The organism is Rhodopila globiformis (genome assembly GCF_002937115.1).
Taxonomy (GTDB): domain Bacteria; phylum Pseudomonadota; class Alphaproteobacteria; order Acetobacterales; family Acetobacteraceae; genus Rhodopila; species Rhodopila globiformis.
The window spans coordinates 1-14,564 of the sequence record NZ_NHRY01000064.1 but is presented as its reverse complement, the minus strand read 5'-3'; the positions used below and the strand labels follow the sequence as shown (position 1 = coordinate 14,564).

At 68.8% G+C, this 14,564-nt stretch carries 12 protein-coding genes; 9 read left to right on the top strand and 3 right to left on the bottom strand.

Annotated elements, in window-relative coordinates; genetic code table 11:
* Nucleotides 1-28 precede the first annotated feature (28 nt).
* Nucleotides 29-589 carry a nitroreductase family protein gene (locus CCS01_RS06205; RefSeq protein WP_104517960.1) on the top strand — a complete coding sequence of 187 codons (561 nt, stop codon included), beginning with the start codon at nt 29-31 and terminating at the stop codon, nt 587-589.
* Here the strand turns inward: CCS01_RS06205 and tcuB are convergent, their stop codons facing one another.
* Together tcuB and tcuA are read right to left on the bottom strand one after the other, a co-directional pair.
* Nucleotides 590-1,699, bottom strand: coding sequence for a tricarballylate utilization 4Fe-4S protein TcuB (gene tcuB / locus CCS01_RS06200; protein WP_104517959.1), 1,110 nt, complete (start codon nt 1,697-1,699; stop codon nt 590-592). It abuts the gene before it with no gap.
* Entirely contained in the window at nt 1,686-3,086 is a 1,401-nt protein-coding gene (gene tcuA, locus CCS01_RS06195; RefSeq protein WP_104517958.1) for an FAD-dependent tricarballylate dehydrogenase TcuA, read from the bottom strand. Before tcuA ends, tcuB begins: the two co-directional genes overlap by 14 nt.
* Before the next feature lie 92 nt (nt 3,087-3,178).
* Between tcuA and CCS01_RS06190 the strand changes: the two genes are divergently transcribed.
* Nucleotides 3,179-3,697: a decarboxylase gene (locus CCS01_RS06190; protein WP_104517957.1), complete on the top strand. Its 519-nt coding sequence runs from the start codon at nt 3,179-3,181 to the stop codon at nt 3,695-3,697.
* 11 nt (nt 3,698-3,708) lie between these two features.
* Complete coding sequence (locus tag CCS01_RS06185; protein ID WP_104517956.1) at nt 3,709-4,338, top strand: thiamine pyrophosphate-dependent enzyme; 630 nt, start codon at nt 3,709-3,711, stop codon at nt 4,336-4,338.
* Nucleotides 4,339-4,621: 283 nt separating this feature from the next.
* Here the strand turns inward: CCS01_RS06185 and ligD are convergent, their stop codons facing one another.
* On the bottom strand, nt 4,622-6,334 hold the full coding sequence (gene ligD / locus CCS01_RS06180) for a non-homologous end-joining DNA ligase (protein WP_104517955.1): 1,713 nt from the start codon (nt 6,332-6,334) through the stop codon (nt 4,622-4,624).
* A 112-nt stretch (nt 6,335-6,446) separates the two neighbouring features.
* Between ligD and dusB the strand changes: the two genes are divergently transcribed.
* The 6 genes from dusB to CCS01_RS06150 all read left to right on the top strand — a co-directional run bounded on the left by dusB (nt 6,447) and on the right by CCS01_RS06150 (nt 14,300).
* Nucleotides 6,447-7,553: a tRNA dihydrouridine synthase DusB gene (gene dusB, locus CCS01_RS06175; protein ID WP_104517954.1), complete on the top strand. Its 1,107-nt coding sequence runs from the start codon at nt 6,447-6,449 to the stop codon at nt 7,551-7,553.
* On the top strand, nt 7,550-8,680 hold the full coding sequence (locus CCS01_RS06170; protein ID WP_104517953.1) for a two-component system sensor histidine kinase NtrB: 1,131 nt from the start codon (nt 7,550-7,552) through the stop codon (nt 8,678-8,680). Before dusB ends, CCS01_RS06170 begins: the two co-directional genes overlap by 4 nt.
* A complete protein-coding gene (gene ntrC / locus CCS01_RS06165; protein ID WP_104517952.1) occupies nt 8,677-10,137 on the top strand; it encodes a nitrogen regulation protein NR(I) in 1,461 nt (486 codons plus the stop codon). The genes CCS01_RS06170 and ntrC overlap by 4 nt, the downstream gene beginning before the upstream one ends.
* 19 nt (nt 10,138-10,156) lie before the next feature.
* Entirely contained in the window at nt 10,157-12,451 is a 2,295-nt protein-coding gene (locus CCS01_RS06160) for a sensor histidine kinase NtrY-like (RefSeq protein ID WP_104517951.1), read from the top strand.
* Nucleotides 12,441-13,838 (top strand): nitrogen assimilation response regulator NtrX, encoded by a 1,398-nt coding sequence (ntrX, locus tag CCS01_RS06155; RefSeq protein ID WP_104517950.1) that lies wholly within the window; start codon nt 12,441-12,443, stop codon nt 13,836-13,838. Before CCS01_RS06160 ends, ntrX begins: the two co-directional genes overlap by 11 nt.
* 165 nt (nt 13,839-14,003) lie before the next feature.
* Nucleotides 14,004-14,300 (top strand): type II toxin-antitoxin system RelE family toxin, encoded by a 297-nt coding sequence (locus CCS01_RS06150; protein WP_146101584.1) that lies wholly within the window; start codon nt 14,004-14,006, stop codon nt 14,298-14,300.
* Nucleotides 14,301-14,564: the final 264 nt, after the last annotated feature.

Genomic DNA, 14,564 nt, shown 5'->3' with positions numbered 1-14,564 from the left:
GCCTATCCTGCTGTCGAGGAGATCGATCATGGATGCCCTGGACCTGATGTTGAGCCGTGAGTCTGCCCTGAAGCTGGCGCCGCCCGGCCCCTCGGAAGCCGATTTGCAACGGATCCTCGCCAGCGCCGTGCGGGCGCCGGACCACGGGCGGCTGCGGCCCTGGCAGTTCGTCGTCATCGGCACCGACCAGCGTGCCGCGTTCGGGCAGGTGCTGGCGGACTCGCTGCGGCGGCAGAAGCCGGACGTCTCCGAGCCGGAACTGCAGCGGGAGCGCGACAAGGCGTTGCGCGCGCCGACGATCGTCGTGGTCGCGGCCAGGGTGCAGAAAGGGCACCGGATCCCCGAGGTCGAGCAGATCGCCTCGACCGCCGCCGCCGCCCAGACCATCATGCTGGCGGCGCCGGCGCTGGGCTACGGCGCGATGTGGAAGACCGGCGCGGCCGCCTATGACCCGGCGGTGAAGACCGCGCTGGGGCTGTCGGCGGACGATGCGATTCTCGGCTTCCTGTATCTCGGCACCAACGCCGGCGGCTCGTCGCCCGCCCCGCGGCCGCAGGCGGGCGAGCACGTCACCACCTGGGCGGGCTGATCACTCGCCGCCCAGCGGTTTCATCGTACGCTCCACGGCCCGCCGCAGCAGCGCGGCGGTGCGGTACACCCCGTGCACCATCTTGGAGTAGGGCAGCATCAGGAAGAACGCCAGGATGAAGCCCAGATGGATCGACATCGCCAGGCCCATGGCGCCGGTGGCGCGCACCGCCAGCAGCACGAGGCCGGTGACGGCGATCAGCGCCAGCAGCAGCAACAGCGCCACGTCGCCGCCGCGCAGGCGTGCGACGTTCGGTACCGGGTCGTCGGCGAAGCGCATCGCCACCATGCCGACGCTGCCGGCGATCAGCCCGATGCCGCCGACGGTGCCGAGCAGCACGGGCAGGCTGAGGAACGGGTACGGCGCCGGCCAGCCCAGGAAGCTGTGGTAGACGAACCCGGTGCAGGTCGCGGCGAAGCACAGCAGGAAGCCGTAGAACATGGCGTGGTGCAGGTACCGCCGGCGCATCGAGAACGCCTCGGAATTGTCGTTGCAGCCATTACCGCCGCCGCCCAGGTTCTTCAGCGTCAGCACGTCCCACAGCGCGATGCCGAGCGCGGACGGCGTCACCTTGTCTCGTGGCCCGGCATCGCGCCAGAAACTGCGCGCGCCCATCGCCAGCGCCAGCAGCGAGAAGCCGAACGAGGCGATGCCGACGGCCTGCAGCACCGGCAGTGGAATGATCGTGTAGAACGACTCCGGCTGTGTGCCATGGGCGCCGAAGAAATTCGTCGCGCTGTTCAACCGGATGCCCAGGAACAGCACCAGCGCCAGGCACAGCGCGGCGGCCAGCGACAGCAGCGTGCCGTTGCGCTGGAACGTCCGGGCCAGCGGCCGCGGCCAGGCGTATTCGGCGTAGCTTTCATTGCGCACCTCGGCCAGGGTGGCGGGGATGTTGATGCCCCATTGGTGCGGCGGCGCGTATTGGCAGGCGTAGTAGCAGCCGCGGCAGTTGTGGCAGAGATTCGCCAGGTAGCTGATGTCGCCGGCGGTGAAGTCGCGGCGCTGCTCGATCGCCGGGAACACGGCGCAGAAGCCCTCGCAGTAGCGGCAGGCGTTGCAGACCTCGATTTCGCGGCGGGCGTTGATGACGGCGTCAGTTTCGCGCACGGCGCGCTGCCTCCTGGCCGGCGATGCGGCCGAACACGGTGCCGATGGTCATGCCGAACCCGGCGAGGTAGCCCTTGCCGAGGATGTTGCCTGCCATGATCTCTCCCGAGGCGAACAGGTTGCCGGTGGGTTTGCCGTTGTCCATCAGCACCTGCGCCTTGTCGTTCACCCGGACGCCGAGATAGGTGAAAGTGATGCCGGGACGCAGCGGGTAGCCGTAGAACGGCGGCTTGTCCACCGCGCGCGCCCAGTTGGTCTTGTTCGGGGCCAGGCCCTCGGTGGCGTTGCCGTCCAGCTTCGAACCGTCGAACACCTGGCCGGGCTTCACCGCCTTGTTGAAGGCGTCGATGGTGTCGCGCAGTTTCGCCGGGTCCAGCTTCAGCTTCATCGCCAGTTCCTCCAGCGTGTCCGCCACGATCGCCGGAAACACCGAAGGCATGAACAGCGGAAACGCCCTGGCGTCGCAGATCGAATAGGCGATCTGCTCCGGCTGCTGCGCGATCAGGCGGCCCCAGATGGCGTAGCGCTTCGGCCAGACGTCCTCGCCTTCGTCGTAGAACCGGTCGCCGTTGCGGTTGACCACGACGCTGAACGGCACGCTGTCGAGCCTTGTGGTGATGCCGCCGTCGAATTTCGGCGCGCGCGCATCCAGCGCCACGGCATGGCACTGGGTGGGATCGCCGATGGCGGCGACGCCCTGGCCGAGCATGTTCCTCAGCACGCCGCCGCGGTTGTACGGCGTGCCGCGGATGACGAAGTTGTCCACGGCGTCGCCCCAGTACTGCCGCATCCAGTCGAGGTTGGCCTGGAAGCCGCCGGCGGAGGCCACGACGCACCGGGCGTGCAGCGTCTCGGGGAAGCCGCGCCAGGTGATGTCGATCGAACGCACCGCACCGTTGTCCATGTTCAGCGAGATCACTTCTGAGTCGTACAGAATCTCTACGCCCAGCCGTGCCGCCGTCAGGTAGTAGGCGTTCACCAGCGCCTTGCCGCCGCCGAGGAAGAAAGCGTTGGTGCGGCCGAGGTTCAGCGTGCCGGTCAGCGACGGCTGGAAACGCACGCCGTTGGCCCGCATCCAGCCGAACAGGCCGGACGAGGCGCGGATGGTCATGCGAGCCAGCGATTCATCCGTGTTGCCGCCGGTGACGCGCAGCAGGTCGTCCCAGTATTCATCCTCCGTATAGGCATCTGTCAGGACGGCGTTCGGCTTGTCGTGCATGGCGCGCAGGTTGCGCGTGTGGCGGCTGTTGCCGCCGCGGAACGCTTTCGGCGCGCTTTCCACCAGGATGACCGAGGCGCCGGCCTGCCGCGCGGTGATGGCGGCGCACAGGGCCGCATTGCCGCCGCCCGCGACCAGCACGTCATAGGTCTTGTCCCTGATCGGCATCCGCTTCCTCCGCCGGGGAGTCCTACGGACGGTTGCCGGATCGCGCAAGGCGTGCGAAGCCGGGGACGGGTTGGAACGACAGGGAGGTCGCGATGGCCGAGACCTGGCACGGCATCGTGCGCGACGTGCTGAAACGCCATGACGTGCGCCTGGTCACCTACGTGCCGGACAACGTGCTACGTCCCCTGATCGAGGGCGTCGAAGCCGACGCGTTCTTCACCGCTTTCGCCTGCACACGCGAAGAAGAGGCGCTTGGCATCGTTACCGGCGCCTGGATGGGCGGCACGCGCGGGATCGTGCTGATGCAGACCTCCGGCTTCGCCACCCTGTCGAACGTGATTGCCTCGCTGGCGCTGCCGTTCCGGGTCCCGGTGGCGATGATGGTGTCGGAGCGCGGCACGCTCGGCGAATTCAACATCGGCCAGTCGTTGGTGGCAAAGACTATGCGCCCGGTGCTGGACGCGCTGGCGATCGAGCACCACACGATGACGCGGCTGGACGAGACGGACTTCATCCTCGACCGCAGCCTGGTGCAGGCCTACGCCACGATGGCGCCGGTGTGCTTCATCCTGTCGCCGCTGCTGACCGGCGGCAAGGTATTTTCGAAATAACGGGGCGGGACATGGCAGTATTGGCGAACCATCCGGCCACCCGGGACCAGGCCAAGGTGATGAACCGCTACGACATCACCCTCCGCCTTGTCGGCCTGCTGCACCAGGACGAGGCGGTCATCGGCGGTATCGGCTATACGAATTTCGACCTCTGGGCCGCCTCGGCCGGGCGGCAGGGGCGACGGCAGCCGAATTTCTACATGCTGGGCAGCATGGGGCTGGCGGTGCCGATTGCGCTGGGCGTGGCAATCGCGCAGCCACGTCGAAAGGTGTTCGCGCTGGAGGGGGACGGATCGATCCTGATGCAGCTTGGCTGTCTGTCCACCGTGGCGGCGCGGCGGCAGACAAACCTGTGCATCGTGATCATGGACAACGGCGCCTACCAGATCACCGGCGGGCAGGCGACGGCAGCGGGGCAGGGGACGGATATCGTCGGCATCGCCCGCGCCTCGGGCCTGGCGCAGAGCGCGTGGGCGGCGGATGAGGCGTCGTTCACGGAACTGGCCGGGCTGGCGCTGCAGGAGGACGGGCCGTGGCTGATTGGCTGCCGGATCGATGCGGGGAAGCCGGCGGATACGACGGAACGCGACCCGGCGCGGATCCGGGACCAGTTCATGCGCGGGCTGGGGGTGAGGAAGTGATCGCTGCCTGAATTGTGCGGCCGACGCTGGGGCTACTTCCCTGCCTGCGGTCACGTAACTCCAGACGACGAAATCCCGCCTGCGTGTGACCGAACGTCCCTGACCAACAACCGCATTCCGGCGAACGCCCTCCAGAACTCGTTCAACCCGCCGCGCGGGAGGCATTCGTCATGTCCATCGACGTGGGACAAGAACAAGGCTCTGTCCACCGTGATCAACGAAGACTTATTGGCGGGTTCAAGGCCTTTTCGATCTGGAGCCTGACGCAATCCGGATCTTCCCGCTACGGCCGCCGTCGCGGCTTCGGCGCCGCCGCCGTCACGCGCCGCGCCTTCCCGGCCGATGACGCAGCCGCCTTCTTCGCCGCCGGCAACGGCCGCCGCGCCGCGTCGAACCCCTCCCACGGATCGGCTTTCAACCCCGCCAACCGCCCCGGCACCGTCCGCAGCGTGAACGCCCCCAGGTCCAACGCCGCCGCCACCTCCGCCCACGCCAGCGGCGTCGCCACGCCCGCCCCCAGCCGCGCCCGCGGGCAGTATGACGCCACCGCCGACGCCCCCAGCCCGTTCCGCAGCCAGTCGATCAACACCCGCCCGCGCCGATCGGCGATCTTCACGTGGGCGAGGTATTTGTCCGGGCTGGCCTCGCTCAGCGCCTCCGCGAACGCCTTGCACCACGCCCGCACCGGGGTCCACGCCGGCCCCGGCACCAGCGGCACCACCACGTGCAGCCCCTTGCCGCCGCTGGTGCGGCAGAACGAGGCCAGCCCGGCCGCCTCCAGCCGCTCCCGCACATCCAGCGCGGCGGCAACGATGTCCGGCACCGCCACCCCCTCGCCGGGATCGAGGTCGAACACCAACTGGTCCGGATGCAGCGGATCGGCCTCGGCCGCGCCCCAGGCGTGCAGTTCGATCGCCGCCATCTGCGCCATCGCCACCAGCCCCTGCAGCCCGTCGATCGCCAGGAACGGCACCTTGCCGGCGGTGCCCGTCCGCACCCCGGGCGACATGGCGCCGTGGCCATGTCTTTGGAAGAAGTGTTCCCCGCCGATCCCCGCCGGGCAGCGCAGGATCGACAGCGGGCGGTGCGCCAGCCCAGGCAGGGCACGGTCCGCCACCGTCTGCCAGTAGGCGGCAAGGTCCCGCTTGCCGATCCCCGGCCACAGTTCGCGGTCGGGATGGGTCAGGGCCACGCCCTCGATCGTCTCCGTCCCGGCGTCCAGGGCCTTGGCGGTCACGCTGGAGCGCCTCTTCCGCGGGGCAGCCGCCTTGGCCGGCCCGTCCTCCGGCTGCGCCCCGGTGACCTGGGCCGGTTGCGCCGCCGAAGCCTTGGGCATCCTGCCGCGCCCTGTCTCCGGCGAGGCGGCTGCATCCGCCCGTCCAGGCAACCGTGGTGCAGCCGCCCGTCCAGGCAAACGTGATGCATCCGCCGGAGGCGCTGCCGCCGCCGCCTCCAGTGCCGCCGCGTCCGCGCCCGGCCGTTCCTCGGCGTCGTGCCCCTTGATCAGCAGCCAGTTGTCCTGCCCCGCGCGCCGCGCCTTCATCCGCACCAGGGTGAACCGCCCGCGCAGCCGCTGCCCCGACAGCACGAACCGGATCTCCCCGTCGCGCATCCCCGCGTCCGGATCAACCAGCGGCCGCCACGTCCCGCGATCCCACGTCTCCACCGTCCCGGCGCCATAGCCGCCGTCCGGAATCGAGCCCTGGAAGCCGGCATAATCCAGCGGATGATCCTCGACATGCACGGCAATTCGCTTGTCCTTCGGGTCGAGCGACGGACCCTTGCGCACCGCCCAGCTCCAAAGCACGCCATCGTGTTCCAGCCGGAAGTCCCAGTGCAGCCCGGCCCGCTTCGCCTGGTGCTTCTGCACCACGAACAGCGGCGCGCCGGACGCCGGCCCCTGCCGCCCCGCCGCCGGCTCCGATGTCGCCGTGAAATCGCGCTTTTTCTGATACGCCTGTATGGACGTATCCCGCTGCGACACCGCCCGCGCCATGCCACTCCTCCGCCCCGTTCGCAACGAAACGACCGCGCTGGGGCACAAGTTGCAGTCCGGTTGCGTTTCCCGGATTGCGCCCCCGCGGATGTGTCGCTAGATTGCCCAAATCATGGGCAACTGTCGTTCACACATCACACCTACTGCCCTCGGATCAATCGGTCTGAGCCCCATCAGTCTCGGCGATGGTGTCGAGATTGAGACACCTGTGATCCTCGCGCCCATGTCCGGCGTCACCGACCTGCCGTTCCGCCGCACCGCCAAGCAACTCGGCGCCGGCATGGTGGTGTCCGAGATGATCGCCTCCTGGGCCATGATCCGGGAGAACCGCAAGACGCTCGACATGGCCGAGATCGACAGCGCCGGCGGCCTCTCCGCCGTGCAACTGGCCGGTTGCGACCCTACCGCCATGGCCGAGGCCGCGCGCGTCGCCGTCGGCAAGGGCGCCCACCTGGTCGACATCAACTTCGGCTGCCCGGTCAAGAAAGTCGCCGTCGGCCAGTCCGCCGGCTCCGCCCTGATGCGTGATGAAACCACCGCCGCTGCCATCCTGGAGGCCACGGTCAAGGCCGTCCCGGTCCCGGTCACGCTGAAGATGCGCATGGGTTGGGACCACGCCAGCCTGAACGCCCCGCGCCTCGCCCGCATTGCGCAGGAGGCCGGCATCCGCATGGTCACCGTGCACGGCCGCACCCGCCAGCAATTCTACACCGGCACCGCCGACTGGGCCTTCATCCGCCAAGTGAAGGAGGCAGTGGACATCCCCGTCATCGTCAACGGCGACATCCTGACCGAGGACGACGCCGCCACCGCCCTTTCCCTCTCCGGCGCCGACGGCGTGATGATCGGGCGCGGCTGCTACGGCCGTCCGTGGTTCCTCGCCCAGGCCGCGCACTACCTGTGCACCGGCACGAAGCTGCCCGAGCCGTCGCTGGCCGAGCAGAAATCCATCCTGCTGGACCACTACGCCCTGATGCTCAGCCAGTTCGGCACCGGCCCCGGCGTTCGCCTCGCCCGCAAGCACCTGTCCTGGTATTCCCGCGGCCTGCCGGGCTCCGCCGAGTTCCGCGCCACCATGAACCGCCTGCCGGACGTGGCATCCGTACTGCGCCTGATCGACTCCTTCTACGACCCGCTGATCGCCCGCGGCGCCGTCCGCGCGACGCCTTCCAAAGATACCATGACCAATGACGACAGCCTGACGGCGGAGGCTGCATGACCAATGTCATTACCCGCGCGCTGCGCCCCGCCAGCCGCGTCCGTCCCGTCGACACCGCCGCGATCCTCAGTGCCCTGCCGATCCCGGTGGTGCTGCTGGATCCGGAAAACCGCTTCCGCCACGTCAACCAGGCGGCCGAGCAGTTCTTCGGCATCTCCGCCGCCGGCTTGGCGTCATTGCGGCTGGAGGACCTGGTGCCGGCGGACAATCCGGTGTTCCTGCTGATCGCTCAGGTGCGCAACAGCGAGGCCACCATCGCCGATCACGACCTGACGCTGGACTCGCCCCGGCTGCACAAGAAGGGCATCACCGTGCAGGGCGCCTCGCTGCCCGAGGAGCCGGACATGGTGCTGCTGGTCCTGCAGGACGCCTCGGCCGCCCGCGCGCTCGACCGGCAACTGGCGTTCCGCGGCGCCGCCCGCAGCGTCACCGGCATGGCGGCGATCCTGGCGCACGAGGTGAAGAACCCGCTGTCCGGCATCCGCGGCGCCGCCCAGTTGCTGGAATCCAGCGTCGCCCCGTCCGACCGCGAACTGGCGGAACTGATCCGCGACGAGGCCGACCGCATCCGTGGCCTGGTGGACCGCATGGAGGCGTTCGGCGAGAAGCCCATCGCCCGCACGGCGGTGAACATCCACCGCGTGCTGGAGCACGTGCGCAAGCTGGCGCAGAACGGCTTCGCCGCGCATATCCGCTTCCAGGAATTCTACGACCCCTCACTGCCGCCGGTCTGGGCCAACCGCGACCAGTTGATCCAGGTGGTGCTGAACCTGGTGAAGAACGCCGCCGAGGCCGTCACCCAGGAAGGCGTGGCGCATCCCGAGATCGTGCTGTCCACCGGCTTCCAGCACGGCATGCGCGTCGCCATCCCGGGCAGCACCACGCGCCTCGACCTGCCGCTGTTCCTGTCGGTCCGCGACAACGGGCCGGGCATTCCCGACGACATCCGGCCGCATCTGTTTGAGCCATTCGTGACCTCCAAATCCACCGGCAACGGCCTCGGCCTGTCGCTGGTCGCCAAGATCGTCGGCGACCATGGCGGGCTGATCGAGGTCGACAGCCGCCCCGGCCGCACGGAATTCCGCCTTCACCTTCCGGTGGTCACCGAGAAAGACGCCGATCTATGACCCTGCCGACGGTACTCATTGCAGACGACGACCGCTCGATCCGGACGGTGCTGACCCAGGCGTTGGGCCGCTCCGGCTACCAGGTGCGCAGCACCGGCAATGCCGCCACGCTCTGGCGCTGGGTGGAGGACGGGGAAGGGGACTTGGTGATCACCGACGTGGTGATGCCGGACGAGAACGGCCTGGACCTGATCCCGCGCATCAAGAAGGTCCGCCCCGACCTGCGCGTGGTGGTCATGAGCGCGCAATCGACGCTGATCACCGCCGTGAAGGCCACCCAGCGCGGCGCGTTCGAGTACCTGCCCAAGCCGTTCGACCTGCGCGAACTGCTCGCCGTCGTCGGCCGCGCCCTGGCGGCGCCCACCGAACCCATCATCAGCGTGCCGGAAGCCGCGGACTCCGAGGAACGCCTGCCGCTGATCGGCCGCAGCCCGTCGATGCAGGAGATCTACCGCACCATCGCCCGCCTGACGACGGCGGACCTGACGGTGATGATCAACGGCGAATCCGGCACCGGCAAGGAACTGGTCGCCCGCGCCCTGCACGACTACGGCAAGCGCCGGTCCGGCCCGTTCGTCGCCATCAACATGGCCGCCATCCCGCGCGAACTGATCGAGAGCGAACTGTTCGGGCACGAGCGCGGCGCCTTCACCGGTGCCACCAACCGCAGCCAGGGCCGGTTCGAACAGGCCAACGGCGGCACCCTGTTCCTCGACGAAATCGGCGACATGCCGCCCGAGGCGCAGACCCGCCTGCTGCGCGTGCTGCAGGAAGGCGAGTTCACCAGCGTCGGCGGCCGCCAGCCGATCAAGGCCAACGTCCGCATCATCGCCGCGACGCACCGCGACCTGCGCAACGCCATCCGCCAGGGCCAGTTCCGCGAGGATCTGTTCTACCGCCTGAACGTCGTCCCCATCCGCCTGCCGCCGCTGCGCGAGCGGGTCGAGGACATCCCGCTGCTCGCCCGCCACTTCCTCGAGCGCGCGCGGGAGGACGGGTTGCCGGCGAAAAGCCTGGACCAGGGCGCGATCGACCGCCTGCGCCAGCACAGCTGGCCGGGCAACGTGCGCGAACTGGAAAACCTGATGCGCCGCCTGGCCGCGCTGTGCCCGGACGAGGTGATCACCGCCGACGCCATCGCGCCGGAACTGTCCGAGCCGGCGTCCGCGCCCGGGCAGGCCAGCGTCGCCGCTGCCGCCGGCAACGGGCCGGAGACGCTGTCCAGCGCAGTGGAGCGCCACATCAAGGACTTCCTCGCCGCCCACAACGACGGCCTGGGCGTCACCGACGTCTATGACAAGATCATCGCCGAGGTCGAACGTCCGCTGATCCGCCTGACGCTGGCCGCCACCCGCGGCAACCAGATCAAGGCGGCCTCGATGCTCGGCCTCAACCGCAACACGCTGCGCAAGAAGATCCGCGATCTGGAGATCCCGGTCGTGCGCGGCTTGATGTAATCACGGGAAGCGGTCCACGATGGCAGACGACATCACCGTCTCGACGCGGCGGACCGGACTGAAGCGGCGGGCCGCGCCGGATATCATTTCGGAACCGCGATCCTCCCGCCTGGGCCAGTTCGGGGATTTCGCGCTTGGCAAGGGCGTCACATTCGCCCTGACCGCGCTGGCGCTGATGGTCGGCCTGGCGACCTTCATCATCCTCGCCCGCGGCTCGCCGCTGGGCTGGAAGCCGGGGGTCGGGGTTGGCCTGGTGCTGGCCAACCTGTCCACCCTGCTGATGCTGGGCGCCGTGCTGGCCGGGCGGCTGACCCGGGTCTGGGTGGAGCGCCGGCGCGGCTCGGCCGGATCGCGCCTGCATGTCCGGCTGGTGTTCCTGTTCAGCGGCGTCGCCGTCGCGCCCACCATTGTGGTGTGCTGCTTCGCCGTCGCCTTCTTCCATTTCGGCATCCAGACCTGGTTCAACGACCCGGTGCGCACGTCGCTGAACGAATCGCTGCAGGTTTCGCGCGGCTACCTGGAGGAGCATCGCGACAACATCCGCTCGGTGGCGCTGGAAATGGCCAACGACCTGACCCGCGCCGGCCGCTTCCTGTCCGCGGATCCCACCGTGTTCGCGGAAGTGCTGGAAACCCAGACCACGCTGCGCGGCCTGACCGAGGCCGTGATCTTCGAGCCGACCACCGGCCAGGTGCTGGCCGCCGCCGGCATCTTCGTCGGCATGGGCGTCGAGCCGCCGCCGCAGGCCGTCATCCAGCAGGCGATGCGCGGCGACGTCGCGGTGCTGAATGGCGGCGATGGCACGCGGGTGAAGGCCGTGGTCCGCCTGGAATCCATCCCGCCGCTGATCCTGATGATCGGCCGGCCGATCGACCCGACGATCCTGGGCTACATGCAGCGGACCGAGCAGGCGGTGGCGCAATACAAGCGCCTGGATGAGAACCGCTCCTGGCTGCAGATCGCCTTCGCCTGGATCTTCGCCATCGTTGCCCTGCTGGTGCTGCTCGCCGCCGGACTGATCGGGTTGGTCATGGCCAACACCATCGCCCGCCCCGTTGGCATGCTGATCAACGCCGCCGAGCGCGTGCGCAGCGGCGAACTGGGCGTGCGGGTGCGGGAACCCAACACCGGCGACGAGCTTGCCGGCCTGTCGCGCGCCTTCAACCGCATGACCGGCCAGCTTGCCGCCCAGCGCACCGAGCTGATGGACGCCTACAGCCAGATCGACGAGCGCCGCCGCTTCACCGAGACGGTGCTGGCCGGCGTCTCGGCCGGCGTCATCGGCCTGGACGCGCACGGCCGCATCGAACTGCCGAACCGTGCCGCGGACGAGTTGCTCGGGCTGGACCTGTTGGCCGCCATCGGCCATCCGCTGAGCGAGATCGTGCCGGAATTCGCCAACCTGTACCGCGAAGTCACCGGCGCGCCCGACAAGGCCCGCACCGCGGAAATCCAGATCGGCCCGCCGAACCACCGCCGCACCCTGCTGGTGCGCATCGGCGCCGAGCTGTCGGGCGGCCGCACCGACGGGTTCGTCGTCACCTTCGACGACATCACCGAGCTGCAATCGGCGCAGCGCAAGGCCGCCTGGGCCGACGTCGCCCGCCGCATCGCGCACGAGATCAAGAACCCGCTGACGCCGATACAGCTGTCGGCGGAGCGGCTGAAGCGGCGGTTCACCAAGGAGATCCAGTCGGATCGCGAAACCTTCGCGCAGTGCGCCGACACCATCATCCGCCATGTCGGCGACATCGGGCGGATGGTTGACGAATTCTCGGCCTTCGCCCGCATGCCGCACCCGGTGATCAGCAAGGAGGATGTCGGCCGCATCGCCCGCGACGCGCTGGTGCTGCAGAAGACCGCGCGGCCGGGCATCGAATGGGTCAGCGAAATCCCCGAGCGTGGCCCGGTCGCCCCGTGCGACCGGCGGATGCTGCGCCAGGCGCTGACCAACCTGCTGCAGAACGCCGCCGATGCGGTGGCGATGCGGGAAGGCGCCGGGCATATCGCATTGACGGTGACGGAACTGCCCGACGAGGTGAGGATTTCGGTGGCCGACGATGGAGTCGGCCTGCCACAGGAGGATCGTGCCCGGCTGACCGAGCCATATGTGACTCACAAGCCGAAAGGAACCGGATTGGGGTTGGCAATCGTGAAAAAGATCATGGAAGACCATGGCGGCACTCTGACACTCGGGGATCGTCCGGACGGTCCTGGCGCGGTCGCCAGCCTGACTCTCCCGCGGACATCGCCGATGGCCGCCCAGCAACAACCGGCGAATGCCGAGCCAAGACAGGTGCCTCATGGCGCATGACATCCTGATCATCGACGACGAACCCGACATCCGCATGCTGATCGAGGGGATCCTGCGGGACGAGGGCTACGAGACGCGCGGCGCCGGCGATGCCGAGGGGGCGATCAACGCCTTCCGCACCCGCCGCCCGTCGCTGGTCATCCTGGACGTCTGGCTGCAGGGCAGCCGGATGGACGGGCTGGCGGTGCTGGAGACCTACAAGGCCGAGGAACCGTCCATCCCGGTGGTGATGATATCCGGTCACGGCACGATCGAGATGGCCGTGGGCGCGATCCAGCAGGGCGCCTACGACTTCATCGAGAAGCCGTTCCAGTCCGACCGCCTGCTGCTGGTGGTGCGCCGCGCCCTGGAGGCCGCCGCCCTGGCGCGGGAAAACGCCGAGCTGCGCCTGCGCGCCGGCCCGGAGGCGACGCTCATCGGCGACTCCGGCGTGATCGGGCAGTTGCGCTCGCAGATCGAGCGGGTGGCGCCGACGGGATCGCGCGTGCTGATCTCCGGCCCGGCGGGCTCGGGGAAGGAGGTGGTGGCGCGGATGATCCACGCCCGGTCCCGCCGCAACAGCGGGCCGTTCGTGGTGATGAACTGCGCCACGCTGAACCCGGCGCGGTTCGAGGAGGAACTGTTCGGCATCGAGGCCGGCAGCGACCCCGCCGCGCATCCGCGCCGCGCCGGCGTGCTGGAACGGGCGCACGGCGGCACGCTGCTGCTGGACGAGGTTTCCGACATGCCGCTGGAGACGCAGGGCAAGATCGTCCGCGCGCTGCAGGACCAGACGTTCGAGCGGCTGGGCGGCACCTCGCGCATCAAGGTCGATGTGCGCGTGCTATCCACCACCAACCGGGATTTGCAGGCGGAGATCGCGGCCGGGCGGTTCCGGGAGGACCTGTTCTACCGGCTGGCGGTGGTGCCGGTGCGGATCCCGGCGCTGCGCGAGCGGCGGGAGGACGTGCCGTCGCTGGCGCTGCACTTCATTGCGCGCTCGGCGGAGAGTTCCGGCATTCCGGTGCGGGCGCTGTCGGCGGATACGCTGGCGGCGCTGCAGGCGTATGACTGGCCGGGCAACGTGCGGCAGTTGCGCAACCTGATGGACTGGCTGCTGATCATGGCGCCGGGCCAGGCCGGCGACCCGATCCGGGCGGACATGCTGCCGCCGGAGATCGGCTCGCGCGCGCCGGCGCTGCTGAATATCGACCCGACGGCGGATATCATGTCGCTGCCGCTGCGGGAGGCGCGGGATCTGTTCGAGACGCAGTATTTGCATGCGCAGTTGCTACGGTTCGGGGGGAATATCTCGCGGACCGCGCAGTTTGTGGGCATGGAGCGGTCGGCGCTGCACCGGAAGCTGAAGCAGCTGGGGGTGAATTCGGAGGAAAGGGTCGGGGGTTAGGGGGCCGATCCGGACAGGAATGCGCGACCGGGGGCATTGCCACCGTATTACCAGCTTCCGCCGCCAATCCGAGGCAGACGTTGGGCAGTTCGGCTTCCTCTTGAGCGCGTGACGCAGACGCATTGGAGTGGCTGGTTCCGGTTGGTACAGCGAGAAGAGCGCACAATGAAGCTGGAATGGACCTTTACGGCGGAGTCATACCTCGACCAACTCTCCCCGGAGGAGCGGGCAAAGGTACTGCATGCAGTTGGGCGTCTTCCGATGGCGTGGGATCGCCTTGGTGAAACGCGCCTGCAACGGCTTGAAGGCGATCAGAACGATCTTTACTCGCTGCGCGTCGGCGCCGACCTGCGCGTGCTCGTAAGGCGGCAGGAGGACGTTGTCACGGTGATTGACGTCGTTCGCTATAGCCAGCTCGACGGGCTGCGGCGGCTTGCGGCGGTGAAGCAGGCGGCAGGATGAAGTCGTTTGCGCCGCTTACGCTCGATACGACTGTCCTGTCCGAGAACTGTAGCGGCAGACTCGGCCTCTCACACTGGTGGCCCTGGCGCCGGGTCTTCTTCGCGCCAATCAAGCCAGATCATCAGGAAACCAGTCCCCTAGTACACCTCGCCGGAAGAACGAACCCCATTTCGACGGCCGCTCACGCAGCGAGCGGCTTGCCGGTCATGGTCCACTTGAACGGCTTGGCGAGGGTGCGGTTGAAGTAGGCGATGAAGGCCTCGA

What these genes read in the sequence shown, in the direction of transcription:
- CCS01_RS06205 (WP_104517960.1), top strand. Translation starts at nt 29, where the DNA reads ATGGATGCCCTGGACCTGATGTTGAGCCGTGAGTCTGCCCTGAAGCTG.
- tcuA (WP_104517958.1), bottom strand. Translation starts at nt 3,086, where the DNA reads ATGCCGATCAGGGACAAGACCTATGACGTGCTGGTCGCGGGCGGCGGC.
- CCS01_RS06190 (WP_104517957.1), top strand. Translation starts at nt 3,179, where the DNA reads ATGGCCGAGACCTGGCACGGCATCGTGCGCGACGTGCTGAAACGCCAT.
- CCS01_RS06185 (WP_104517956.1), top strand. Translation starts at nt 3,709, where the DNA reads ATGGCAGTATTGGCGAACCATCCGGCCACCCGGGACCAGGCCAAGGTG.
- ligD (WP_104517955.1), bottom strand. Translation starts at nt 6,334, where the DNA reads ATGGCGCGGGCGGTGTCGCAGCGGGATACGTCCATACAGGCGTATCAG.
- dusB (WP_104517954.1), top strand. Translation starts at nt 6,447, where the DNA reads ATGGGCAACTGTCGTTCACACATCACACCTACTGCCCTCGGATCAATC.
- CCS01_RS06170 (WP_104517953.1), top strand. Translation starts at nt 7,550, where the DNA reads ATGACCAATGTCATTACCCGCGCGCTGCGCCCCGCCAGCCGCGTCCGT.
- ntrC (WP_104517952.1), top strand. Translation starts at nt 8,677, where the DNA reads ATGACCCTGCCGACGGTACTCATTGCAGACGACGACCGCTCGATCCGG.
- CCS01_RS06160 (WP_104517951.1), top strand. Translation starts at nt 10,157, where the DNA reads ATGGCAGACGACATCACCGTCTCGACGCGGCGGACCGGACTGAAGCGG.
- ntrX (WP_104517950.1), top strand. Translation starts at nt 12,441, where the DNA reads ATGGCGCATGACATCCTGATCATCGACGACGAACCCGACATCCGCATG.
- CCS01_RS06150 (WP_146101584.1), top strand. Translation starts at nt 14,004, where the DNA reads ATGAAGCTGGAATGGACCTTTACGGCGGAGTCATACCTCGACCAACTC.